At 61.5% G+C, this 23,801-nt stretch carries 16 protein-coding genes; 6 read left to right on the top strand and 10 right to left on the bottom strand.

From position 1 onward, the window contains the following. Nucleotides 1-28 precede the first annotated feature (28 nt). On the top strand, nucleotides 29-601 hold the full coding sequence (locus ACL9RI_RS04215) for a prepilin-type N-terminal cleavage/methylation domain-containing protein (protein WP_422725328.1): 573 nt from the start codon (nucleotides 29-31) through the stop codon (nucleotides 599-601). A 304-nt stretch (nucleotides 602-905) separates the two neighbouring features. On the opposite strand, the gene ACL9RI_RS04210 is transcribed toward ACL9RI_RS04215, so the two are convergent. Then, a complete protein-coding gene (locus ACL9RI_RS04210; RefSeq protein ID WP_422725327.1) occupies nucleotides 906-3,311 on the bottom strand; it encodes an aldo/keto reductase in 2,406 nt (801 codons plus the stop codon). 281 nt (nucleotides 3,312-3,592) lie between these two features. On the opposite strand from ACL9RI_RS04210, the gene ACL9RI_RS04205 reads away from it, so the two are divergent. Beyond that, complete coding sequence (locus tag ACL9RI_RS04205; protein WP_422725326.1) at nucleotides 3,593-8,092, top strand: PAS domain-containing protein; 4,500 nt, start codon at nucleotides 3,593-3,595, stop codon at nucleotides 8,090-8,092. Further along, complete coding sequence (locus tag ACL9RI_RS04200) at nucleotides 8,089-9,012, top strand: diguanylate cyclase domain-containing protein (RefSeq protein ID WP_422725325.1); 924 nt, start codon at nucleotides 8,089-8,091, stop codon at nucleotides 9,010-9,012. Before ACL9RI_RS04205 ends, ACL9RI_RS04200 begins: the two co-directional genes overlap by 4 nt. Here the strand turns inward: ACL9RI_RS04200 and ACL9RI_RS04195 are convergent. Further along, entirely contained in the window at nucleotides 9,009-9,860 is an 852-nt protein-coding gene (locus tag ACL9RI_RS04195) for an oxidoreductase (protein WP_422725324.1), read from the bottom strand. The genes ACL9RI_RS04200 and ACL9RI_RS04195 overlap by 4 nt on opposite strands. 127 nt (nucleotides 9,861-9,987) lie before the next feature. Between ACL9RI_RS04195 and ACL9RI_RS04190 the strand changes: the two genes are divergently transcribed. Beyond that, entirely contained in the window at nucleotides 9,988-10,893 is a 906-nt protein-coding gene (locus ACL9RI_RS04190) for a LysR family transcriptional regulator (RefSeq protein WP_422725323.1), read from the top strand. On the opposite strand, the gene ACL9RI_RS04185 is transcribed toward ACL9RI_RS04190, so the two are convergent. From ACL9RI_RS04185 to ACL9RI_RS04170, 4 genes are read right to left on the bottom strand one after another with little or no spacing between them, the layout of a single operon-like run. Further along, entirely contained in the window at nucleotides 10,884-11,348 is a 465-nt protein-coding gene (locus ACL9RI_RS04185) for a MaoC family dehydratase (protein ID WP_422725322.1), read from the bottom strand. The two genes, ACL9RI_RS04190 and ACL9RI_RS04185, sit on opposite strands and share 10 nt — an antisense overlap. Further along, nucleotides 11,341-11,832: a MaoC family dehydratase gene (locus ACL9RI_RS04180; protein WP_422725321.1), complete on the bottom strand. Its 492-nt coding sequence runs from the start codon at nucleotides 11,830-11,832 to the stop codon at nucleotides 11,341-11,343. The genes ACL9RI_RS04185 and ACL9RI_RS04180 overlap by 8 nt, the downstream gene beginning before the upstream one ends. Next, nucleotides 11,829-12,974 carry an acyl-CoA dehydrogenase family protein gene (locus ACL9RI_RS04175; RefSeq protein ID WP_422725320.1) on the bottom strand — a complete coding sequence of 382 codons (1,146 nt, stop codon included), beginning with the start codon at nucleotides 12,972-12,974 and terminating at the stop codon, nucleotides 11,829-11,831. The genes ACL9RI_RS04180 and ACL9RI_RS04175 overlap by 4 nt, the downstream gene beginning before the upstream one ends. Nucleotides 12,975-12,991: 17 nt before the next feature. Continuing rightward, complete coding sequence (locus tag ACL9RI_RS04170) at nucleotides 12,992-14,182, bottom strand: acyl-CoA dehydrogenase family protein (RefSeq protein WP_422725319.1); 1,191 nt, start codon at nucleotides 14,180-14,182, stop codon at nucleotides 12,992-12,994. A gap of 268 nt (nucleotides 14,183-14,450) precedes the next feature. Between ACL9RI_RS04170 and ACL9RI_RS04165 the strand changes: the two genes are divergently transcribed. Then, nucleotides 14,451-15,278 (top strand): DUF6624 domain-containing protein, encoded by an 828-nt coding sequence (locus tag ACL9RI_RS04165; protein ID WP_422725318.1) that lies wholly within the window; start codon nucleotides 14,451-14,453, stop codon nucleotides 15,276-15,278. A 48-nt stretch (nucleotides 15,279-15,326) separates the two neighbouring features. Continuing rightward, the gene (locus ACL9RI_RS04160) at nucleotides 15,327-15,839 is read left to right on the top strand and encodes a hypothetical protein (RefSeq protein WP_422725317.1); all 513 of its coding nucleotides are present in this window, start codon (nucleotides 15,327-15,329) and stop codon (nucleotides 15,837-15,839) included. 787 nt (nucleotides 15,840-16,626) lie between these two features. Here ACL9RI_RS04160 and ACL9RI_RS04155 read toward each other — a convergent pair. The 4 genes from ACL9RI_RS04155 to ACL9RI_RS04140 all read right to left on the bottom strand — a co-directional run bounded on the left by ACL9RI_RS04155 (nucleotide 16,627) and on the right by ACL9RI_RS04140 (nucleotide 23,788). Beyond that, nucleotides 16,627-18,216, bottom strand: a complete 1,590-nt coding sequence (locus ACL9RI_RS04155) for an aspartate:alanine exchanger family transporter (RefSeq protein WP_422725316.1) — start codon at nucleotides 18,214-18,216, stop codon at nucleotides 16,627-16,629. A 431-nt stretch (nucleotides 18,217-18,647) separates the two neighbouring features. After that, nucleotides 18,648-19,973, bottom strand: coding sequence for an MFS transporter (locus ACL9RI_RS04150; protein WP_422725315.1), 1,326 nt, complete (start codon nucleotides 19,971-19,973; stop codon nucleotides 18,648-18,650). A gap of 91 nt (nucleotides 19,974-20,064) precedes the next feature. Then, a complete protein-coding gene (locus ACL9RI_RS04145) occupies nucleotides 20,065-21,237 on the bottom strand; it encodes a YdcF family protein (protein ID WP_422725314.1) in 1,173 nt (390 codons plus the stop codon). 4 nt (nucleotides 21,238-21,241) lie between these two features. Next, a complete protein-coding gene (locus ACL9RI_RS04140) occupies nucleotides 21,242-23,788 on the bottom strand; it encodes a TonB-dependent receptor (RefSeq protein WP_422725313.1) in 2,547 nt (848 codons plus the stop codon). Nucleotides 23,789-23,801 lie beyond the last annotated feature (13 nt).

Genomic DNA, 23,801 nt, shown 5'->3' with positions numbered 1-23,801 from the left:
ACCGGCAGCCTGTTCGAAAGGAAATACCATGACTTACCGTCGCCAGCAAGGTTTCACTTTGGTTGAAATCGCCATCGTCCTGGTCATCATCGGCTTGCTGCTGGGCGGCGTGCTCAAAGGCCAGGGCTTGATCGACAGCGCCAAGGTCAAGAACATCATCCAGCAATCGAATTCGCTGACGGCTGCCGTGAACGCCTACCAGGACAAATTCCGCGCCCTGCCTGGCGATGACATCCAGGCCACCCTGCACGTGCCGAACGCAGCCGGCAATGGCAATGGCGATGGCCAGATCGGCGACGGCCAGCCGCGCGAATTCACGCTGGCGCCGCAGCACCTGGCGCTGGGCGGCTTCATTACCGGCTCGTTCAACGGCACCAGCCAGTTCATGACCAGCGCCCAGGGCGGCGCCGTCTACCTGTACAACGACGAAGTGGGCGGCCGCGCCGGCAACGGCATACGCTTCGACAACCTGCCCGAAGGCTACGCCGAGCAAATCGATAGCAAGCTCGACGACGGCATCGCCACCACCGGCTCCGTGCGCGCTACCCAGCCTTATGGCAATACGGGGGCGATTATTCCGCGGACGGCCGTGTTTTTCTGATGCGCGCCGCTGCATGGATATCCGGCATGGACGATTGTCCCTGTTAGATATCCATGAAAATTTCTGACTTCCATAAGCGGCGCGCTGCTGTGTTGGCTGCGGCTCGCAGTACCAGCACTGCGTCGCAACAGTCGCCTTGCATCGCATCCCCTTCTGCTCTTCATAAATTCACAATAATTTCCTGATGATTATTTAGCTCAAACTGACCCCGGCTTCGCGCCAGTGATAGGCGCATGCATAGGCATGCGCCTATCGATGTTCCTCTGTTTCGGCTGAAGGCAGGTTTGCCAGGCTGGTGCCAGTTTCAATGCACGTACTCGGCAATTTCCAGCGTTCGTACGTTTTTGTTATTCTTGACGACCAGGTAAAGTACCCCATCGAGGTTAAGGAACTCATCAGGTTCCAGTGCCTCCCGCTCTTCGGCCTTAAAATCCTCGGATGAGTAGCTTTTCAGTCGCGCATCGTCATAGCTGACGGTGACTGGCGTCGATGCGACGGGCGTTTCCGGCATGACCGGGATTTCCACGTTATCGTGCTCTGGCGCGGGCGTGCGCGTCATTTCGCCCCATAAGCCTGCTGCGGCAAGCATGGTGTGGCCTTTGACGTCATGATTTTCCTGGGCCCACTTAAAGAACAGTGCAAATACATGCGGCGCATCTGCGGCGGCGGCAAGTTCCTGGAAGGCCGGAATAAGTAATTCGGTCCAATTGCCGAGCGTTACTTCAGGCACAATCTCTTGCACCTCGGCTGTCAAGTTACTCTTGATCACAGCATTGCGATCATTCTGCATCCTCTGGATGGTCGATTGGATATCAGCGACGTGACGGATAAGGTTGAGCGAAAAGCGTTTGAGTGCTTCCGATTGCTGGACTGCCTCCGGATGTGCGGCCACGATATCGGCGGCCACCCGCATCATGAGCCCTTGACCACCCTCGGCGCCGCGCAGGGCATCGATGATAGACCAGGCGGTCGGGTCGGGAAAGGCTGCATACAGCGACTTCAGGGGGGCGCTGGACTCGACCATGCTGTCTACGGTCAATTTTGCATCGGCAGACGGTGTGACAAATAGGTTGTCGAGCTGCGTGATGAGCCCGGCAGACAGCGGCAGGGCCGCCCGATTGAAATTTTGCCGGGCCTGGTCCCCGCGCGACGTGAAGGTCACCGGGACGATGCCGCGCGCCTGCGCCCAGGCAAGCAACAATTCGCCCTCGTTGATTCCACTTGCCGCCGCCAATGCACGCAGTCGCGGGTCGTGGCGTGCCAGCAGGTATTGCGTCGGGATCCCCGTGCCCTCCCCGCCGACGCCCGCGCAGGCGCCTACTTGCGCGCTCCCCATCAAACCGTACGACATATATTGGATATTCTCTTCTTTGCAGTACTCCCGGACCTTGTCATCCCGAAAGTAGGGACTGAAACGATTTTGCACGTACCTGATCGGCGCCCCAGCCTCGACCGCAAGCGGGACCAGCATCTGGAGCTCGGGCAGTGACACGTTACTGACTCCTAATGCTTTAGCACGGCCTGCGACAATATGTGAGGCGAACAGCTTAATTGTTTCGTGCAGTGTCGCCTCGTCGGTATCGACGTCATGCAGCATCAACACATCCGGCAGCTCGCCACCCAATGCCGTTTTTGCTTTGGCGAGCTTGGTGCCAACTTTGCTCGCCTCCAATTCTTTGGCACGCCCCTGAAGATACATGGGCACCTCGCCCTGCGGCAATCCGCTGATTTCTATCGCAAGCTTGGCATCGTGGGCCGGTTGGGTCTTAAAAATGATGGTCAGCTCGCTGCGCGGAATCGCCAGTTCGTCGACGGCGGCCCACAGGCTTTCCAGCGTTCCATAGGTGGATGCAGTGTCAAATACCCGATATCCTGCTTCAAGCGCCTGCCTGAAGACAGCTTTCTGTTCGTCCGCATCGACAAAAGAGACGGCAATGTCTGTACCGAACGGCTGTATCGCGACCCGATGTATGGCTGCCTTTAAGGCGGCTCTGTCTGCATAGCGATGCGGCTCAAGATCTGTGAGCCAGCGCTGAAAAATACCCTTTTCGGCGGGGGAAAAATTCCAGTCGGACTCCACGATATCCATACCGGACTCGTACCGCGCGCCTTCATTTTCCGCATCCACCCGGATTTCGCGTTGCACCACCGGCGTTGAGGTCGCGAGCGGCGCCATGGCGGTGCTGCTGGTTGCAGCCATTCCACGCGGTTCGTTCGCCTCCGCCAGACCTAAAACAGTAATACGCTGGGTGACTGCGCCTGCTACGCGTTCCGCTGCCACTGGGTTCCCGGCAATATGACCGGCCTCATGGGGCAAAGGCCTTTCTTGCCCCGCCCCCAGATGAATCTCCTTGCCTTGGGTATAAGCATGCGCCTGCAACGGCGCCGGCTCATCCGAGTTATGGTGCACCTTTACATGATCCATGCTCATGCCAGAGAGCGAGTCCAGCCCTGATTTCAATGGATTGGGCAGGCCGGCAGGGTTTGTTTTTTCTTCGTGTTGCGCCACCATCCGCGGACTGTTATGAATGGCTTCGCTTAGCGCCCGCTGCTGCAACACACCCGGGCTGTTATTCATCATCTCGGCCAGTTGTCGTTGCGCCACCGCCTCGGGCCGATTATCCGCAAACCGCCAATCCTGCCTTGCCGTCCTGCCGGTTTTCGTTTGAACGGCATCAGGCGTATTTTTTGACTGGAGTGGTGCTTGCATGAGGTGGCATCCGTCGAAGAGTGTCGTTGTTGATACGGCCACATCATCATAACCACATTTTTCTGAGGTAGCCTGATTTTTTCTGATACCCCACCAAAGCGGCTTCTTTCGCCACCGCATCCGGCGCCGCATCTCATATACGATGCATCAGATTGACGCTGCGTCACTAGCTGAAAGTGCGAATGCCACGCTTTTTTTGCACGGCAGAAACTATGCTTGTCATGTCTATCCATTTCGACTAGCATCGTTTCATTCCTCGCATCTTTCTGGGAGCTCGCCGCTTGCACGATTTGCCCTCGATACGCGCAAGAATCTCGCGGCTGGTGCTGGCCTGGGCCGTACCGACGGCGGTGGTGTTCGTGCTGCTGGCCATCCAAAGCTACAAACGCGAACATGATCACGTCGTCAGTGAAACGGCGCAGGCGGCGCGCGCCGTCAGCGCCACGGTCGAACGCGACATCGACGGCGCCCGCATGGCGGCCTACATGCTGGCAAACTCGCCCGCCCTGCGCGATCACGATATCGCCGCCCTGCGCAGCCAGGCGGCCGGCCTGCTGCGCCCCGGCTTTGCCGTCAGCGCCTTCATTTTGTCCGACACGGCGGGCCATCAGTTATTTGACACCTCCCTGCCCCCGCAGGCCACGCCGCCCGACCTGGCGCCCAAGGCCGCCGCCAGCATGCAGCGCACGGTCGACCGGAACCAGCCTCGCCTGACCAACCTGCCTGCAGGGGCAGCGGAACCGCCGCAGATGGCCTGGAGCACGCCGCTGCCACGGGACAAGGGCGCGCCGCTGGTCCTCACGGCGCTCTATCCGGCCAATTATCTGCCGGGCGTGATGCGCGAACTGGGCATGCCGTCCTACCTGAGCGCGGCCATCCTCAATGCCGACGGCATCAACGTGGCGCGCACGCGCGATCCGCAACGCTATGTGGGGCAGCGCAGCATGCCGCAACTGCTGGAACAGCTGCTGCACGCGCGCGACGGCATGGTGCGCCACGCATCGATGGAGGGCCTGGATGTCTACACGGGCTTTCACCGTGCCCGCGATGACGCCTGGACGGCGGCCGTGACCATGCGCACGGCCACCGTCAGCGAGGCCCTGCTGCGCTCAGTGCTGACGGGTTCCGCGATCCTGGCGCTGCTGCTGGGCGCGGCCTTCGCGCTGGCCTGGAAGATGGGCGGCCGCCTGGCCTACACGCTGCAAACCCTGACAGGCCAGATACAGGCGCTGGCGCAAGGCCAGCCACTGGCGCCCGGCCGCCATACCAACCGCGAATCGGCCGACATGGCGCAGGCGCTGGCCACCCTGGAAAGCGATTTGCAGCGCCACCGCACGCAGCTCGAAAGCCTGGTGGCCGAGCGCACCCTGGCGCTGGAGCAGTCCACGCGCCTGCTGGCTACCGTGTATGCGACGGCGCCGATCGGTCTCATTTTCGTCGATCGCGACCTGCGCATCGTGATGATCAACGACTACCTGGCGGCCCTCAATGCCACGCCCGTGGCCAGCCATATCGGCCGCCCGCTGGCGGAAATGATCTTCAACGATGACGTGCGCACGGAAGTCGAACGGGGCTTGCGCCATGTTTTGGAGACCGGGAAAGCCATCGTCAATATCGAAATGAAAGGCTATACGGGGGAAAACCACGACGAAGCCCGGCACTGGATCGTGTCCTACCACCCGATTTTCGGGCCGGAACAGCAATTATTGGGCGTCTCCGGCCTGTTACTGGACATTACGGAGCGCCGCCGCACGGAAGCGGAATTTCGCCACTCGCGGCACCTGTTCGGCACTATCATAGAAAATATTCCAGCGATGGTGTTCGTCAAGCGCGCCGACAAGCTGAGCTTTGAGATGGTCAACCGCCATGCCGAGCTGACCTTGGGCCGTTCGCGTGAACAATTGCTGGGCAAGACCGACCATGACTTCTTTCCGCCGCAGCAGGCCGCCGCCTTCATCAATGCGGACCGCAAGCTGCTGGCCACGGGACAAATGGTGGAAATCGAACAGGAAGCGATCAATACCGCCGATGGCACGACACGCTACTTCACCACGCGCAAGGTGGTCTTGCGCGACGACGCCGGCCGCGCCAGCCATGTGCTGGGCGTGTCCATCGATATCAGCGAACGCAAGCGGGCCACGGAAGTGCTGCACGCCACCACCTTGCGGCTGGAGCAGAGCGAACGCTTCATCCGCACCGTCACCGACAACCTGCCGGGCATGGTGTCCTACTGGGGCAGCGACCTGCGCTGCCGCTTCGCCAACCAGTTCTACACCGAGTGCTTCGGCCGCAGCAGCGCCGAACTCGATGGCATCCACATCAGTGACCTGCTGGGGCCCGAACTGTTCAAGGTCTACACGCCCCAGGTGGAAGGCGTGCTGGCCGGCCGGCCGCAAAGCTTCGAGCGCGACCTGCTCGACCCACAAGGCCAGGTGCGCCATACCTGGACCAATTACATTCCCGATTTCGACAGCGATGGCAGCGGCAGCGTGCGCGGCTTCTTCGTGCTCGGCTCGGATGTCTCTGAACTCAAGCGCACGCAATTGCGCTTGCACGAACTGAACGAACAGATGGTGCGCGCACGCGACAAGGCCGAGGCGGCCAGCATCGCCAAAAGCGATTTCGTGGCCAATATGAGCCATGAAATCCGCACGCCGATGAACGCCATCATCGGCCTGGCGCGCCTGCTGGAAGAGTCGCCGCTGGAGCGGCGCGAGCGCAGCTACGTCAGCAAGATCCAGATGGCCACGCAGTCGCTGCTGGGCATCGTCAACGACGTGCTCGACTTCTCGAAGATCGAAGCGGGACAGCTGGTGCTGGAACAGCGCCGCTTCCAGCTCGAACGCATGCTGGCCAGCATCGGCGTGCTGCTGGCCAGCAGCGCCTGGGCGCGCGGCGTGGAGCCGGTGTTCGTGCTGGACCCGCATGTACCGGATGAACTGATCGGCGACGCGCTGCGCGTGGAACAGATTCTCATCAACCTGGTCGGCAATGCCGTCAAGTTCACCAGCGATGGCGAAGTGGTGCTGGCCATCCGCCCCCTGTTCGAGGACGCCGACAGCGTGACCCTGGAGTTTTCCGTGCGCGACACCGGCATCGGCATCGCAGCGGCCGAACAGGAGCATATCTTCGACGCCTTTTCGCAGGGCGACAGCAGCACCAGCCGCAAATATGGCGGCACCGGGCTGGGCCTGGCCATCTGCCGGCGCATGGTGGAACTGATGGGCGGCAGCCTCAGCGTCAAGAGCACCTTGGGGCAAGGCTCCGACTTCCGTTTCGTGTGCCGCTTCGGCCGGACCGGGCCAACGCCCGCACGCAGCACGGCGCCGCCGCTGTCCGTGCTGATCATCGACGACAACGCCAGCGTACGCAGCATGCTCGAACAGTTGTGCGCGGCGCAGGGCTGGCAGTACCGCAGCGCCGATGGGGCCCTGGCCGGGATGGCGCTGCTACGCAGCCATGCCAGCCTGGATGACGGCAAACCACCGGCCGAGCTGGTGCTGCTCGACGCGGCCATGCCGGACATGGATGGCATTTCCATGCTGACCGAAGTACGCGCCGACGCCATGCTCAAGGTGCCGCCGGTGATCATGCTGGTGGCCGACCAGGCCAGCGAAAACCTGGAACGCATCGCCAGCAGCCTGGCACTGGCCGGCATCGTGTCCAAACCGGCCACGCCGGCGCGCCTGCTGGCCGCCATCGATGCGGTGCGCCAGGGCCGCAACGCGCCACCCGTACTGCCCGTCTCCACACCGTTGTCCGGCCTGCTGGCGGGCATGCGCGTGCTGCTGGTGGAAGACAATGAAATCAACCAGGAAGTAGCGCAATACATCCTGCTCCATTCCGGCGCAAGGGTCGCCGTGGCCGCCAATGGCCAGCTGGCCGTCGACCTGCTGGCCGCTGCGCCGCACGACTTTGACGTGGTGCTGATGGATTTGCAAATGCCCGTGCTGAATGGCTATGAAGCCACGCAAGCCATCCGCGCCCTCGGCTTGACCGGCCTGCCCATCGTCGCCATGACCGCCAACGCCATGGATGACGACCGCCTGCGCGCCATCTCCAGCGGCATGAATGCCCACGTGGCCAAGCCGATTGACGTCGATGAACTGATCCAGACCCTGACGCGGCTGGTGCCCATGCTGGACGCCGCCGCTAGCCCGCCCCCGGCGTCCAGTGAACACGCCGCGGTGGAAGTGCCGGCCGGCGTGCCCGGCATCGACCTGGATGCGGCCCTGCACCGCTTCGGCGGCGATTATGGCGCCTTCCTGGCGCTGCTCAAGCGTTTTGAAAACTCCCAGGGTGACGCCGTCGAAGAAACGCGCCAGCTGCTGGCGCAAGGCCAGGTGGAACAGGCAGGGCAACTGCTGCACCGCCTGTGCGGGGTGGCCGCCAACCTTGGCGCCAGCACCGTGGCGGACCTGAGCGCCCGGGCCGGCAAAACGCTGAAGGCGGGCCAGCGCCAGGCGGCGGACGCGCTGCTGGAACAGCTGGAGCGCGCGATGGGCGTGGTGATCGAAGGGACGCGCACCCTGCCGCTACCGCTCAGCCAGGTGGCGCCCGCCAGCAGCCCGGTCGACCTGCAGGCGGGCCTGGCCGAACTGCTGGACCTGATCCTGAACAACAACCTGAAAGCGTTGGCGCAATTCCATCTGCTACGTCCGGCACTGGAGCAGGCGGACCGGGAAACGGCGCTGGCATTGGACTATGCGATCGGCACATTGCATTTTTCGGAAGCAGAAAAACTCGTGCGCGACCAGATGAAACGAGAGGAAAACACGTGAGCTGGACCAATCTTGCCATGAACGGGCGCATTCTGATCGTCGATGACGCCATGGAAAACATCCAGATCCTGCACCAGCTGCTGCGCGAAGAGCATGAAGTGCTGTTTGCCCTGAGCGGGGAGAAGGCGCTGGAAATCGCCAGCAAGCAGTTGCCGGACCTGATATTGCTGGACGCCGTCATGCCCGGCATGGATGGCTACGCCGTCTGCAAGGCCCTGCGCGAATCGGATGCGCTGCAGGCCATCCCCATCATCTTTGTGACGGCCCTGAACCTGCCCGAAGATGAAACGCGGGCGCTCGAAGCGGGCGCCGTGGACTTCATCACCAAGCCCTTCAATGCGGCCGTGGTGCGCGCCCGCGTGCGTACCCAGCTGACCATCAAGCGCCAGGCCGACGCCATGCGCGAACTGTCGCTGACCGATACGCTCACGGGCCTGGCCAACCGGCGCAGCTTCAACGACGCCATGGAAAGCGAATGGCGCCGCTGCTCCCGCGACAGCGTGGCGATGGCCATCATCATGGCCGACATCGACCATTTCAAGGACTACAACGATACCTACGGCCACCAGGCCGGCGACCTGTGCCTGCAGCAGGTGAGCGCCGCCATGCGCCGCTGCGCCACGCGCCCGCCCGACCTGCTGGCCCGCTACGGCGGCGAGGAATTCATCGTGCTGCTGCCGCAGGAAACGCGCGAAGGCGCCGAAGTGGTGGCCCAGCGCATCCTCGAAGAAGTGCGCGCCCTGCATATTCCGCACGCCAAATCCAGCGTGGGGCCGCACGTCACCGTCAGCCTGGGCATGGCCAGCATCCTGCCCGCCGAAGGCATGGACGCCAGCCTGCTGATACGCGCCGCCGACGCGCTGCTGTACCGCGCCAAGCACTCGGGACGCGACCGCTATTGCGCCTCGGAAGTCGATTAGAAATCCGTCGAGCGCGACAACGCTTCCCAGCGCGCCATTTCCTCTTCCACGAACGCATGCTTGGCCCGCACGCGCTGCAAGGCGTCACTGCCCAGCTGCAGCCGCAGCGGCGGTTGCGGCAAGTTCGCCAGGCGCAGCACGGCGCCCGCCAGCTTGCGCGGATCGCCCGGCTGCGACGGTGCGCGCACGGCCTCCCTCACCACCTCGCGCACCACACCGGCAGTGCCTGCATAATCGGCTATTTCGCTGGCCGCCTGTTGCAGTGAAGCGCCAAACGTCGTGCGGAAGTAGCCAGGCTCGATCACCGTGACCTGGATGCCCAGCGGCGCCAGTTCCGCATGCAGCGACTCGCTCAGGCCTTCGACGGCGAACTTGGTGGCGCCATACACGCCAAAACCCATGCCCACCGAATAGCCGCCCAGCGACGATACATTGATCAGATGGCCGCTGCGCTGGCGGCGCAGTTGCGGCAACACGGCGCGGCTCACATTGAGCAGCCCCAGCACATTGGTGTCGAACACGGCCCGCGCCTCGGCGCCGCTGACTTCCTCGACCGCGCCGGCGATGCCGTAGCCGGCATTATTGACCAGCACATCGATACGCCCGAAATGGGCCACGGCGTGCGCTGCCGCCGCCTGCGCCGCCGCTTCATCGGTGACGTCGAGCGCCAGCGCCAGCAAACCGGGCTGCTCGCCAAAACGCTGCCTCACATCGCCCGCCACGCGCGCCGTCGCCACCACCCTGTCACCCGCTGCCAGCGCGGCCGCCACGATCTCGGCACCCAGGCCGCGCGAAGCGCCCGTCACCATCCATACCTTGCTGTCACTGCCCTTGTCCTGTGCCTGCATCTTGTTCTCCAGTCTGGCCAAGCCGTGACACGGCCTGCAACCTGATGCCACGATACGCGTGTGATTACGAAAGAAAAATGCGGATAAGGTATATTCGGTATGAACCAGCAGTTCATAAAGGAGTATCGTGGATAAAGACAAGCTGGACGGCGTCGCCGTCTTCCTGGCCGTGGCGGAACTGGCCAGTTTTACGGCTGCCGGCGCGCGGCTGGACATTTCCGCCAGCGCCGTCAGCAAGGCTATCCGCCTGCTGGAACAGCGCCATGGCGTACCCCTGTTTCGCCGCAGCACGCGCAAGGTGGCGCTGACAGAGGCCGGTGCGGCCCTGTTTGCCCGGCTGGCGCCAGCCGTGGGCGAGATCGACCTGGCCTTCGAGGAATTGAATGGTTTTCGCAACACGGTCTCCGGCACCTTGCGCCTGAGCATGACCCGCTCCGCCTGCCGGCTGCTGATCGAGCCGATACTGTTTCAATTCTGCCGCGAGCATCCGCAATTGCAGCTCGACATCACCTTCGATGAAGGCACGGTGGACCTGATCGCCGGGCGCTACGACGCCGGCATACGCCTTGGTGAAGCGCTGGCGCAAGACATGGTGGCAGTACGGCTGACGCCGCCGCTGGAATGGACCCTGGTCGCCAGTCCCGCCTATTTTCAACGCATGGGCAAACCGGCCACCCCGCGCGAACTGATGACGCATACCGCCATCACCTACCGTTTCGTGCGTTCAGGCATGCTGCACCACTGGGAATTTACCGAAGACGGGCGCAACTACACTGTCGACATGCCCGGCCAGCTGATCGTCAACGACCGCTCCAAGCTGCTTGACTTCACCCGCATGGGCCTGGGAATGGCTTATGTGGGCGTTTTTGAGGCGCAGGAGGATGTGCAAACGGGCCGGCTGGAACAGGTTTTACAAAACTACGTACCGCCCAGCGATGGCCTGTATCTGTATTTTCCCGCACGCACGCAGGGGCAAGCCAAGCTGCGGGCCTTGATTGATGCGTTAAGAAAGCAGCATCTGCTTCAGGGATAACAGCGCATCAAAAATTCCGCCACGCACACCGGTTTGCTGTCGCCTTCGCGCTCCATGGTCACGGCCCAGTTCACTTGTGCGCCTTCCGGCAGGTCGTCCACGGAAAGGATATCGAGGCGCACGCGCAAACGGCTGTTGACGGGCACGGGCGCCGGGAAGCGCACCTTGTTCAAACCGTAGTTGATCGCCATGCGGATGCCGGACATGGCCAGCGCCCCTTGCAGCAGGGCCGGCAGCAAGGACAGGGTCAAAAACCCGTGCGCCACCGTGGCCCCATACGGCGATTCGCGCGCGCAGCGCTCGGCGTCCACGTGTATCCATTGATGGTCGTCGGTGGCGTCGGCAAAGGTGTCGATGCGCTGCTGGGTGATGGTCAGCCAGTCGGAAACAGCCACGTGCTGGCCGGCCAGTTGCTGGAAGCCGGCAATTCCCTCGATATTGACGGCATCACGCATGGACTGCCTCCCCGCTTGGCCGGCGGCCGAACATGCCCATGCCTTCCACCGTGGTGACCAGTTCACCATGCTGGTTGCTCACCTTCCAGACGGAAACAACGATGCCCCGGTCCGGCTTGGAGTTCGATGGCCGCACTTCCTTGACGTAGTAGCTGAGGCTGAGCGTGTCGCCGGCGCGCACCGGCAGCAGCCAGCGTATGCTGTCCAGGCCTGGCGAACCCATGCTGGACGAGTGCTTGAGCAGATTGTCCACCACCAGGCGCATCATCAAGCTGCACGTATGCCAGCCGCTGGCGATCACACCCTTGAAGATGGTTTTCTCGGCTGCCGCATGGTCGACGTGAAACGGTTGCGGATCGAAATCGGTGGCGAAGGCAATGATTTCCGCTTCCGTCACGTGACGCTGGCCCAGCGCGATTTCCATGCCTTGCGTAAAGTCTTCGAAATACCAGTGCTTGGGCGTGGTCTGAGTCAATGCAGTCATACAGTCTCCGTCGGCAAAAAGCCCGGCTGGGCGATAAAACGCTCGATATGATGATCGTGATCGCCCAGGGTCAGGGCAATCATGGTCAAGCGTTTGAAATGGTGGGCGGCAGGCAATTCGTCCGTCACGCCCATGCCGCCATGCAATTGCACGGCTTGCTGGCCGACAAACGTCGCTGCCTGGTTCACGCGGGCCTTGGCGGCGGACACAATCCGGCGGCGCTCAGCCACATCCTCACTATCGACCTTGGCGGCGGCCAGCATGGCCATCGAGCGCGCCTGCTCCAGGTGAATGAACATATCGGCCATGCGGTGCTGCAAGGCCTGGAACTTGCCGATCGGCGCACCGAACTGCTGGCGCGTCTTCAGGTAGTCCAGGGTAGCGGCAAAGATCGCCTCCATGGCGCCCACGGCTTCCGCGCACAGCAGGGTAGCGCCATAATCGCACGCCGCATCGAGGATCTCCCAGCCCTGCCCCGCCTGGCCGATCAAGGCGTCCGCGCCCAGCACCACTTGCACGAAGTTGACAGTGGCGGCGCGCTGGCCATCGATGGTGCGGCAGTCGCTCATGCTGACGCCTGGCGCATCTACCGGCACCAGGAACAAGGAGATGCCGTCCGTTGCGCGCTGATCGCCGCCGTTGCGGGCTGAAACAATCAGGAAATCGGCTTGCGCGCCATGGATCACCACGGTTTTCGTGCCATCGAGCACAAAACCATTGCCGCTGCTTATAGCCGTGGTGGCGATATCGAACATGTCATGGCGCGCCTGGCGCTCGCCCAGCGCGCACGCCAGTTTCAGACTACCGCTTGCCACCTGTTCCAGCACAGCATGGTGACCACCCGCCAAGGTCAGAAATTTCGCACCGAAAACGGTGGCAAAATACGGTTCGACCAGCAAGCCGCGTCCCAGCTCCTGCATTACCAGCAGCATGTCCACGGCCGTGCCATCGAAGCCGCCCGCGCTGGCCGGCAGCGGCAAGGCTGTCATGCCCAGTTCGGCCAGACCGGTCCAGGCCGCGTCCGACACGCCGGCCTCGGAATGGATGATGCTGCGGCGCTTTTCAAACGCATAATCCTTGTCGACCCAGCGCCTTAGCGCATCGGCGAACTGCTGCTGTTCCTGATTAACATTGAAGTCCATTGCGTCTCCCTATCGCCTTACAGGCCCAGGATCATCTGCGTGATGATATTTTTTTGAATTTCGTTGGAACCGCCATAGATCGAGGTCTTGCGGTAATTGAAGTAATAGGCGGCCAGCGGCGCGGCCAGGTCGTCGCCAAAGCTGCTGTGCCCGGTAGCGCCTTCCAGGAAAGCCGTATCGAACGGCAATGCTTGCGGCCCCAGCGCTTCCACCATCAATTCCGTCAGTTGCTGCTGGATTTCCGAACCGCGCACCTTCAGCATCGACGCCTGCGGTCCCGGCCCCTTGCCCTCTTCGCTGATCACGCGCAAGACCGTCATTTCCAGCGCCATCAATTCAATTTCCAGCTGCGCCACCTTGGCCGCAAACGCAGGGTCGCGCAGCAGCAGCTGGCCCCGCTTGAATTGCTGCATGGCCAGTTGCTTGAGAAAATTCAACTCGCGCTTGGAACGGCCCACGGCGGCGATGCCCGTGCGCTCATGGCCCAGCAAGTACTTGGCGTAAGTCCAGCCCTTGTTTTCCTGGCCTACCAGGTTAGCCACCGGCACGCGCACGTTGTCAAAGAACACTTCATTTACTTCATGTTCTTCATCGAGCATGATGATGGGCCGCACGGTAATGCCCGGCGTTTTCATGTCGATCAGCAAGAAGCTGATGCCTTCCTGCTTGCGCACCGTGCTATCGGTGCGCACCAGGCAAAAGATCATGTCGGCATGCTGGCCCAGGGTGGTCCAGGTTTTCTGGCCATTGACGATGTAATGGTCGCCATCGCGCTCGGCCGTGGTTTTCAGCGACGCCAGGTCGGAGCCGGCGCCCGGTTCCGAATAGCCCTGGCACCACCAGTCGTCGCAATTCAGGATGCGTGGCAAATACCAGGCTTTCTGTTCGGCATTGGCAAACGCCATGATGACGGGCGCCACCATATTGATGCCGAACGGCAGGATAGGCGGCGCACCGGCGCGCGCGCATTCATCTTCCCAGAGATGGCGCTGTACCGAGGTCCAGCCCGTGCCGCCATACTCGACCGGCCAGGCGGGCGCGGCCCAGCCCTGTCTGGCGACGATCTTGTGCCAGCGCACATAATCATCCTTGCCCAGCCGCAAATGCTGGCGCACCTTGCGCTGCAGCTCGGGCGGCAAATGCGTGTCCAGAAAAGCGCGCGCCGCTTCGCGAAACGCGATCTCCTCGGCCGTGAAGTGCAGATCCATACTCGTCTCCTTGTTTTTATGCGTCGTTGCCCTAGTTTGCGCAAGCAGAGTAAGCGCACAAAAAAGCACGATCGTTCTCAATGATTGTACAACAGAATACAGGCGGCGCCAGTGATCCAGACATTAAAAGACTGCTGCAGAACTGGAGCAATGTGACAAAGTGAGAGTTTTTTAACTGGGCAATTCGTTATGCTCTGGAGCGGCTCTAGCCCGATGAGCCGGCTCCAGCCAATAGACACCTGACTGAAACGAAATAGAGAACACCAGAATGACCTTGCGCCCACACTCTCTGCTCCTCGCCGCTCTCGCCTGCATGACAGCCCCCAGCCACGCCGATGATGGGCGGACCCAGGTCACGCTTTCGGTCTACCACGGCGGCCAACCTGTTGCCGGGCTGATATTTCCCATCGGTGCCAAGGTCAACTTGTCGGCCACGGCCAATCACATCGACAGCAGCGAGAATGCAATCCGCTTCGCAGGCAATGTACAAGGCAGATTCACGCCACCGGCCGGGCAAGCCATCGTTCTGTTTGGAGAAGAAGTCGTGCTGAGCCGGGAGGCCATCGGTGCTGAGCGTGCCAAGGCCGTAAGCGATATCGAAGCCATGGCCGGTCCCGATCAACTCTACCGTGGACGTTCGGAAACCGGCGACCTCAGCAAGGAGGAATGGATACAGCAGACCGCCATCGACGTTGCCAACATGAAGCGGCTGGCGGAAATCATCGATATCTACGGCTGGCCCGGCCTGCGCTTTGCCGGCGCCGCTTCCCAGACCGCCTTCCTGGTCTTGCAACACGCGGATTCGGCCAGTCAGCGCAAATATGTGGCGCAATTGCATGAGGCAGTCCAGCGCCATGATGCGCTGGGCAGCGATCTTGCATTGCTCGAAGACCGCCTGCTTGTCGCCGACGGCAAACCCCAGCGCTATGGCAGCCAACTGAGCACGAATCCGCTGCGGTTTGATCCTATCGAGGATGAAGCCCATGTAGACGAGCGCAGGCGCAGCATCGGCCTGGAGCCATTGGCCGATTATGCCAAGCGCTTCGGCTTGACTTATACGCCCAAGGAAGTCAGCGATAGCGGCGCTGCACGCTAAGCGCTGCCTGCCGGTCAAGGCGCCAGCTTTAGCCATGCAAATGCAGCAGTGGCCAGTCATGAAAAAATTTCAAGGGATATGATGAAAGTTGCTTTACTGTTGCCGCTCGCGGCCTTGCTGGTGGCAGGCGCAGCCCACTCAGCGACACCGAACAATGCCACTTTGTTCTTCTGCGCAAGGGCCGCGTTGTTCGCCGAGATTTTTACCGAAGGGAGAGATGCGAATAAATCCCTACAGGACAGTGTTACCGCTGCAGTCGCTGTTCTGGATTCGGGCCTCAAGGAGAAAGTGGATGATGCAACGTTCAAATTGTTGCTCCCATGGGCTGCCCTCGCCGATAATCTTCCTGGCTATAAACCCTACACCAAAGGTATTTACGTTGCCATGTCCTGCAATGCAGCCCTTGACGATGCCGTACATGTTCCGTTTAAAAAACCCGAGGTCGCGTCCCAAGTCCGGGATTTTCTCGATACCTGTGAAGCGAAAGGCTCTCGCGAGGCCGTTGGCCAGTGTATCAAGAGCGGATTTATGTCTCTACCGCTGAAAAAACTGAGTAAGTAAAAATAGGAAATTGGGACCCTGGAGCGAAATTTCTCGCTTGGGAAAACGCAAGATGCAAAGGTATCGAATGAAATTACTGAAGTTGTCCATGGCCATGATTTGCGCCAGCGCTTTTTCTGCTTGCACAATAACGCAAACTGGGCCGGCAGCCGCAACAGCAACAGACCATTCATGTTCAGCACGTCCTGACGGCGCTTGCTATGCCGGGCCTGGCGGTGCCATGTACGCGGGACCAGGTGGTCCCATGTATGCCGGTCCTGGTGGCGCCATGTACGCGGGGCCAGGCGGCCCACTGTATGCAGGTCCGGGTGGCCCAAGAGATGCCGGACCCGGTGGCGCCTGTTATGCCGGACCCGGCGGGGCTTGTAATTCTACCGACGGGGCAGGCAAACAATGCCCGGTCATTTGCATGAAATAGTGCCGGCAGCACCAGGACGAACCGCAGACCTCAGAAACAAATGAGTCAATAACCGTGGGGCGCGTCGGAATCATTTTCAAGGAAAAGCATCAGCTCAATACATTAGCTGCAGACTGGGCTACAGAACCGCTGGGGGCGCTTGTGACTGTCGAGGAGAGCTATCGCCTGCCAACGGACCATAGCTCCCTCGCTGATTTGACGCAGCATGTAGCTACAAAAGCATGCGGCGGCGACTTTCTGCCTGTGCCAAATATCAGGAACACGTGGCGAAAGACAATTGATGTAGGTGGCAGTAAGTGTGTCGTGATTGCAGTTCAAACCCAGCTATAACTACAGCTGCTTGGGAGTGTCCGCTACCAGCCAACACTATTACCCATACAAATGCAACAACACCTGCACCGCAATAATCTTGACGATGGTCATGCTGGGGAAGATCATGGCGTAGCCGAGGTTGGGCCGGTCGGACTTGGCCAGGCGATTGGCGAACACCAGTACGGCGGGGTTGCCGGTGGCGCCGGCGGCGATGCCCAGCAATTCCGGGAATGGCAGGCGCAGGAAGATTTTGCCCAGCAGGACCACCAGCGCCACCACCACCAGCACGGTGATGGCGCCCAGCACCAGCATCGGCAAGCCATCGGCACCGACTTGTCGCACGAATGGCAGGCCGGAAGCCATGCCGACGGAGGCCAGGAAGATGGTCAAGCCATAGTTGCGCATCACCAGATTGGCCGACAGCGGCAAGCGCCAGCTGACCTTGCCGATGCGGCCCAGCCGGCCCAGAATCAGCGCCATCACCAGCGGTCCGCCGGCCAGGCCCAGGCTGAACGAGCCTATCCATGGCAAAGGGATCGGAATCAGGCCCAGCAAGACACCCAGCACCATGCCCATGCCCAAGGAAACATAGCTGAACTCGGCCGTGGCCGTGATGGAGTTGCCGAACAGCTTGCGCACGTCGGCCGCGTGTTGCGATGGCGCAATCGCCATCACGCGGTCGCCAAATTCCAGGGTCAGGTAGGGCTGCGGCAGGATCATGGCGTCACCGCGGCGGATGAAGGCGATGTGCAGGGGGAAATCTTTGGACAGGTTCAGCTCGCCCAGCGGCACGCCGATGATTTCTGCATCGGACACAAATACTTCCAGGCCATCGAAATCGCTGCGGTCCTTCATCAGGCGGCCAGGGTCCGAATGGCCCAGCGCCGTCCGCGCCGCGTCCACATCGGCTACCGTGCCCGTGACCATCAGCGCGTCGCCCAGCGCCAGCACCACGCCAGGCGCGGGCAAGCGGTTTTGATGTCCCTGGCGCACGGCAATCACTTGCACGCCCGCCAACGGACCTTCGGCCAGGGCCGATAAATCGGCGCCGGCCAGCGCGGCCGTATCGATGGTGATTTCCGAGACGACGATCGGCGCCGGCGGCGGCGTCAGCACGGGTTTTAATATGCGCCCCGCCAGATACAGGCCCAGCATGGGGCCGACTACGCCAAACGGATAGGCCACCGCATAACCGACGGCCGCGTCGCCATTGCCGTGCGAGGCTTCCAGCGCGGCCTGCAAGGCGGCCGTGCTGGTCATGGCGCCGGCAAACACGCCGCTGGCCATGCGCAGCGAGATATCGATCCATTGCCCGCCCCAGATCGACACGGCCAGACCGCCCATCACGGCAAGCAACGCGATCAGGTTATGCTTCTGCCCTGCCCCGCGCAAGCCGGCAAAAAATTGCGTGCCGTACTGTACGCCTATGCCATATAGAAACAGCAACAAGCCGATCGAGCCAACCAGCGGCGGCGGCACGGAACCGGGAGCGAAGGCGCCCAGCGCCAGCCCGGCGAACAACACGCCGCCCACACCCAGCGAAAAACCGAAGACGCTGACTCTTCCCAGCGCATACCCGGCGCCGATCACAAGAAACAGAGCCAGGATCGGGGTCGATTCCAGCGTATGGCGCAGCAGGTCTATCATCGCAAAATCTTTATAAAAAGAGAGATGGCAGTCTAGCATGTGACCAGGCAAGGACATGCCAGATGCACAAGCAAGCGTGCGCTACTCCATGGTGCAAAAAAAGATAAAAAAAAGCCCGCTACGGGAGCGGGCTGAATCTATTTCCTGTGAGGAAGTAGAGGAGACAGGAGAATGATGCCGCTTTGCAGCATATAAATCCAATTGCATGTTGTTATGATAGAAATATGATTTGATAATATCTTGCGTCTGCAGCAATATTGCCATCCATCTCTTTTATGCTGCCCTCGACTTTCCTCGACACAGCAGGCAAAAAAAAGCCCGCTGCGGGAGCGGGCTGAATCTATTCCTTGGAGGAGATAGAGGAGACAGTTCAATAATGACGCATTGCAGCATGAGCATCCAATGATATGTTGTGATGATAGAAATGCGCTTCATTGATATCGCTGATATCTGGCGGGGCGGCCCATGCGCGTCCATAACCAGGCCAGCAGCATGACCAGCAGGCAGGCCAGCATCAAAGGCCCGCACATCAGGCCGGGCAACTGCCCGCTTTGGCTTCCCCGGTAATCGATACCGCTGAGCAGCTGCCCCAGCACCAGGCAGTTGACGCCGAGCGCAATCTTGACGGCGCCCGTCATCAGGCCATACGCCAGGCCCGCATCGGCCTTGACGCTATCGGCGACCAGGTCGCCAAAGGCAGCCCACAATACCGTGCCGCAGCCGCCACTGAAGACGCCAAAACCCAGGGCGCAAGCCATGATCACCAGCCAATCGTGTGTTCCCAGCCAGAATCCCGTTATCGAAACCAGCAAGCCCACGGTGGCCAGCAGCAAACAATCGACCCGGCTCCTGCCCGGCTGCAGCAGCAGATAACGCCATAGAAACTGCGACAGGATCGCTCCCAGCGAGGCCATCATGGCGATCGAGGTTCCCCACCCTGGCGACTTGAGCACGTAGGCGATGTAATACGGTTCCAATTTGAGAAACATGGCGCAGCCGCCCGCAATCAGCACCAGCATGGCCACCACTATCCATACGCATGGCGGCAAGCCGCGCAGCGATTGCCGCAAGCCTGGCCGCAGTGCCGGCGTGGATGGCAGTTCCGGCAAGGGGCCGGCCTTGCGCATCGCCCGCAGCAAGGCAAGCGCCGAGAGGATGGCGGCCAGCGACAAGCCCAGCACCAGCAGCAGAAAACGTGCCGGCTGGCCCGTGGCGATGCGGGACGTCAGCAGTGGCGCGATGGCGCTGGCGATCAGGAGCGAGGCCGTGCCACTGAAGAAGATGCGCAGGGAACTGACCCTGGAACGGCTGTCGGCATCCTTTGTAGCCAGGCTGAGCAAGGCATTCTGCGGCAAATCATAGAGTGCGTAGGCGACGCGGAAGGCGATGCCCATCAGCAAGGCGTAGGGAGCGCGCCAGGCCGGCGGCACGTAGGTGCAGAGAAACAACAGCACCAGCGTCAAGGCGCCGAGCACGGCGCCCAGGCATTGCAGGCGGCAAGCCTGCAGCACGTGGGACAGGCGCTGGCGCAGCAACAGGCCTAGCCCCAGATCGGCGGCCGTACCCGAAAAATAGCCAACCGCCAGGATCAGCCCCATGTAGCGTACGGGAATCTGGCCCACTTCCGTGAGAAAGTAGGCAAACAGGATTTCACTGGCGTACCAGAATAAACTTTTGCCGAAATGCGCGCCCGCATAGGCATAGGTCAGGCTCCGCGATTGCGGCGTTCCCAGCAAGTGGAGAGATGGCGTGTGCAAGGCGGCCGCCCTTATCGCTTGTAAAAAAGGGAGCGGCCCGGTTACAGGCCACTCCCCTTGCGTTTCACCAATATCTCATCGGCGTAGCAGTTTATGGATCGAGCGGATCTTTAGGATCCATGCGCGCCGAGGCCGCAGCAGGCCGGAACACCAGTTCCGTCGGCGAGATGCGCGCGCCGATGGTGGCCGGCTGATAACCGAGCTCCTGCAGATTGCGCCGGTCGAACTCCGGGCTGCCGATGTAGCGGCTTTGATCCACGTCAGTAATCACCAGGCCGTCACGCCCCAAAGGTGCGCCCAGCGCGATCAGCCTGCGCGTGGCGTTGCGCAGATTGGTCGTCGTGTGGCGCGCGTAAGGCTCGATGATGATGCGGTCGGCAGGCACGCCGTAACGCTCCATCAGGGCCTTGCGCATTTCCACGGCTTCCACGAAACGGCTGCCCTTCGGATGCACGGATGCGCCGCTCATCATCACAAACGCCACGTCGCCTTGCGCAAAACGCTGGGCCGCCAGGCGCACGCGCAGCTTGCCGCGGGCACTCAAGGGCGTGGCCAGGTTTTCCGGCCCCATGCCCGGCACCACGATGGCCGTGTAGCGGTATTGGCGCCAATCCAGCGTCCTGGCGCGGGCAAGTGCGTCGGCATTGAACGTCGCTTCCAGTGGCTCGAACGCCACCGCTTCGCTACGGTCATTGACGTCGAGCAAAGCCAGGGCGATCGCCAGGCTATGGTCCAGCGCCAATGCAGGCTCTTCCTCGCTAGCCTCGCCCAGCAGCACGGCATCGGCCACGCTATCGTTGAACAGCTTGCTGCCCACGGCTTCCAGCGGACCGTCGATCTTCGGATAACGGGGTGCGGCGCCCTGCCCATACACGGCGATGATGCTGTTCACGCCACGCAGCTCGCGCGTCAGCTGGGCCGCCACGCCATCGTCGGCCAGCGACACCTGGCGCCAGGCGGTCGCCGGACGCTGAGCCGCCAGGCTCGCCACAGCCGTGATCTCGGCATCGCTCCAGCTGGCGGCGCGCAAAACACACGCCGTTTCATGCTGGCAAGCATCGAAGCGCGCCCGGCGCTGGCCCAGCACCTCTTTCAGGGCTGGCGCAGCCTGGGCGGTGTTGGCGCCCAGGTCCAGCATGGCGGGAAACAGCTGATTGCCCAGCAGCGCCCAATGCGCATCGCGCACCGGGGCTGCCTGTACAGCTTGCGCCATCGCCAGCAAGGATGTTGCCAGTGAAACGGCCAATACGATTGCACGCTTCATCCCATCACCACGCTTTGCTCAGGACGATGCGGCCGCTGCGGCCAAATACGGGACGGCCGTAAATCGCTTGCTGTGTGCCCTGGCCCGACAGGGTGTCGGTACGGGTATTGCCTTCGGTCAAACCTTTGGCATTCGTCAGATTGTCGCCGACAATTTGCAATGTCCAGTCTCCTTGTGTCACCGTCACGCCAGCGCCAAACGAATGGTAGGCGGGCAATTCGGTTGCGTTGAAAAAGTCGACATAACGCTTACCGGTGTAAGCGTAGCTGCCATAGACGTCAACTTGCTTGTCGCCTACATTGAAATTATAGCTGGGGCGGATATTGCCGAACACCTTCGGTTCGCGAATGATCTGGTTACCGACCACTTGCGATGGATCGGCGCCCACGCTGCTGACGAAGTTCTTGTATTGCGGATCCTGCACCGTCAGCGAGCCGTTCAGGTAAAAACGGTCCGTCATGAACAGCGCGCCATCGAACTCGGCGCCCTTGACGATGGCCTGGCCAAAGAATGGCACGGTCTGGTCATTACGGCCCGTGACGGGGTTAAACGCCGTGAACGAGGCGTTGAGCGGATTGAACTTGGTGTAGAAGCCCGTCACGTACAGGTAGGAGCGGCCCGACTTGGCTTTCACGCCCACTTCATACTGGTCGGCCTTGGTGGTCAGCACCAGCGGATCGACGCTGGCGGCCACTTGCAGCGAGGGCGGCACTTCCAGGTGGGAAATACGCGCATAACCGCCGAACTGCTCCGAGAAATCGTAGTTGGCGCCGGCGGTCCAGTTCTTGGTGGTGGTGTTGTAGGTGTGATCCTGGCGTGCCCCCGTAAAGGCGCGGGTGGTGTCGTCGGCCAGGGTGGTCGGGTCGCCCAGGTTGACCTGATTGGTCAGCAGCGCATAGCCATTGTAGTGGTAGCGTTCGGCGCGCAGGCCGGCGTCGAGGCGCAAGCGGCTGTTCACTTCCCAGGTATCGTTGACATAAAACGCGCCCATCTTGGCGTCCGTGTCGCCCTGGTTCAGGGTCGACGTGTAATGCAGCACGCCATTGTCCGTCACGGAACCAAGGATGGAACCATTGGCCGCATAAGCGATCAAATCAAGGGTACGGGGCTTGCCCGCCACTTCGGTCAGCATGTCGTTGTAGACCGATTTGCTGGTCTGGCCGTAGGCACTGGTATAGACACCAAACTTGACGTCATGGTTGCCGTTATCGGTCTGGAAGTTGCGCGTCAGGTTGATGTCGCTCTGGGCCGAGTAAAAGCTGGAACTGGCGGCGCGGTACTGCCCTTGCATCACCAGCCCCGAAGCGTTGCTCGGATTGTAGACTTGCGCGCCATTCGTGCCGGCAATCGCGTAACCGAAGTGATCGACCGGGCCGAAAGCCGCCGTGGCCGCCTTCTTGAAACCGTTGGCAAACGCGGTCGCATCGGCCGGATTCGAGGTCGAGTAATAGGCATCGAAGTCCAGGCGGCCCTGGGTGTAGCCACCCTTGGCCGACAGGCGCCATTCGCCGATGTCGCCGTCGAATTGCACGCCGACATTGCCAAACTGCAGATGGCGGCCATTGTCCAGGTCGCGGTGATCTGTTTGCAGATTGCCATTGCCATCGCGGTATTTCTGCGTGACGTTCTGCAGCGAGGGCGAGTTCATGGTGCCATCGAAATAATTGATGTATTTATCGAGCGAGACGGACGGATTGCGCGGGTCGGCAATCGGTATCGGCAGATAAAACTGGTTGTGGTCGTTCAGGTAATTGACGCTCAATTTCAGAACGCCCGCATCGGTCACGCGCTTGATATTGGCGCGGATCTGGCCGCCACGGTCATTCGGGAAACCGTTGTCGCGGTGGCCCTGGTCTTCGCGCAGGAAACCGCCGATGGCGTAATACGTGCGGTCATCGATCTTGCCCGACTGCATCAGATCGACACGGGTCAGGCCGGTCGTGCCCAGGGTCACTTGCGCCTTGCCCTTGGTTTGTTCGCCACCGGTCACGGTGGTGCTGTTGACGATGGCCGCCGCCTGGCTGGCATAGATGGGCGCCGGACCGCCGCGCACCACTTCCAGGCGGTTGGTCATCAGGTCATAGCGGTTCAGGCTATCGCCACGGAAGAAAAAGCCATTGATTTCGGTGAACAGCGGCAAGCCATCCTGCTGGAACAGCGCCAGGCCATCGTCGGTCGGGATGCCGCGCACGCGCGTGATGTTTTGTACTTCACCGCCGGTCGCCTCGACCTGGATGCCGGGCAGCTTGCCCAGCAAGTCCGCCATGTTTTGCGGCGCCAGCTTTTGCACTTCTTTTTGCGACAGCGCATTGACGGCATACGACACGTCAAAACGGCGCTGCGGACGCGCCGAACCCGTCACCACCACGACCGATGCATCGGACTGGTCCGACGCTGGTGCCGCAGCAGCTGATTCCTGCGACACCACACCTTGCTGCTGTGCTGGCACGGCAGCATCTTGCGTTGCCGTCTGGGCAAGAACGGGAGCAGCAATCGCGCATAACGCGACCAGGGCGCAGCCTTGGGTACGCGTCGACTTTCTTTTAGACATGGTTTCCTCTGTG

Source organism: Janthinobacterium sp. Mn2066, assembly GCF_049319705.1.
Lineage (GTDB): Bacteria > Pseudomonadota > Gammaproteobacteria > Burkholderiales > Burkholderiaceae_D > Janthinobacterium.
This window is presented reverse-complemented; position numbering and strand designations above follow the sequence as displayed.

Bases quoted from the DNA above. Each gene is read 5' to 3' on its own strand.
- ACL9RI_RS04215 (WP_422725328.1), top strand. From the start codon at position 29: ATGACTTACCGTCGCCAGCAAGGTTTCACTTTGGTTGAAATCGCCATC.
- ACL9RI_RS04210 (WP_422725327.1), bottom strand. From the start codon at position 3,311: ATGCAAGCACCACTCCAGTCAAAAAATACGCCTGATGCCGTTCAAACG.
- ACL9RI_RS04195 (WP_422725324.1), bottom strand. From the start codon at position 9,860: ATGCAGGCACAGGACAAGGGCAGTGACAGCAAGGTATGGATGGTGACG.
- ACL9RI_RS04185 (WP_422725322.1), bottom strand. From the start codon at position 11,348: ATGCGTGATGCCGTCAATATCGAGGGAATTGCCGGCTTCCAGCAACTG.
- ACL9RI_RS04180 (WP_422725321.1), bottom strand. From the start codon at position 11,832: ATGACTGCATTGACTCAGACCACGCCCAAGCACTGGTATTTCGAAGAC.
- ACL9RI_RS04175 (WP_422725320.1), bottom strand. From the start codon at position 12,974: ATGGACTTCAATGTTAATCAGGAACAGCAGCAGTTCGCCGATGCGCTA.
- ACL9RI_RS04170 (WP_422725319.1), bottom strand. From the start codon at position 14,182: ATGGATCTGCACTTCACGGCCGAGGAGATCGCGTTTCGCGAAGCGGCG.
- ACL9RI_RS04165 (WP_422725318.1), top strand. From the start codon at position 14,451: ATGACCTTGCGCCCACACTCTCTGCTCCTCGCCGCTCTCGCCTGCATG.
- ACL9RI_RS04155 (WP_422725316.1), bottom strand. From the start codon at position 18,216: ATGATAGACCTGCTGCGCCATACGCTGGAATCGACCCCGATCCTGGCT.
- ACL9RI_RS04145 (WP_422725314.1), bottom strand. From the start codon at position 21,237: ATGAAGCGTGCAATCGTATTGGCCGTTTCACTGGCAACATCCTTGCTG.
- ACL9RI_RS04140 (WP_422725313.1), bottom strand. From the start codon at position 23,788: ATGTCTAAAAGAAAGTCGACGCGTACCCAAGGCTGCGCCCTGGTCGCG.